The organism is Bradyrhizobium sp. SHOUNA76, from assembly GCF_023006445.1.
Lineage (GTDB): Bacteria > Pseudomonadota > Alphaproteobacteria > Rhizobiales > Xanthobacteraceae > Bradyrhizobium.
On record NZ_JALBHA010001097.1, the window covers coordinates 1 to 572 of the forward strand.

The 572-nt window shown below is 68.2% G+C and carries 1 pseudogene; it reads left to right on the plus strand.

From position 1 onward, the window contains the following. Positions 1 to 150: 150 nt before the first annotated feature. Positions 151 to 572: pseudogene (locus tag MOV74_RS39950) on the plus strand (shikimate dehydrogenase); the annotation flags it as partial.

A 572-nucleotide genomic window follows, 5' to 3' on the forward strand; every position in this document is an offset into this window, starting at 1 on the left:
CGCGCTATCGTCAGAGCCTCGAGCGCGCGATTGCCGACATCAAGGGCGGCGCGGGCGAGGAGGCGGCCGCGAGCTGACAGTCCCTGCGCGCTTGACAGAGCGGGCGCGACGCGAAATGGATCGCCTCGGGAATACGACCCCGAGGGAAAGATGACCGCGTCCAAAGCTCCTGCAGCCTGTCTGATCGGATGGCCGGCCGCGCATTCGCGCTCGCCGCTGATCCATCATTACTGGCTGCGCACGCTGGGCATTGGAGGCGGCTACGTCATCGAGGCGGTGCCGCCGGAGGATCTCAGGGATTTCGTGCTGCGGCTGTCGTTGCGCGGTTTCGTCGGCGCCAACGTCACCATCCCGCACAAGGAAGGCGTGCTGGCGCTGTCGACGCCCGATGCCCGGGCAAAGGCCGTAGGCGCGGCCAACACGCTATGGTTTGCCGACGGCGAGCTCCACTCGACCAACACCGACGTCGAAGGCTTTATCAACAATCTCGACGCCAGCGCGCCCGGCTGGGGGGCGGCCGAGGAAGCGCTGGTGCTCGGCGCCGGCGGCTCCTCGCGTGCGGTCGTGTTCGG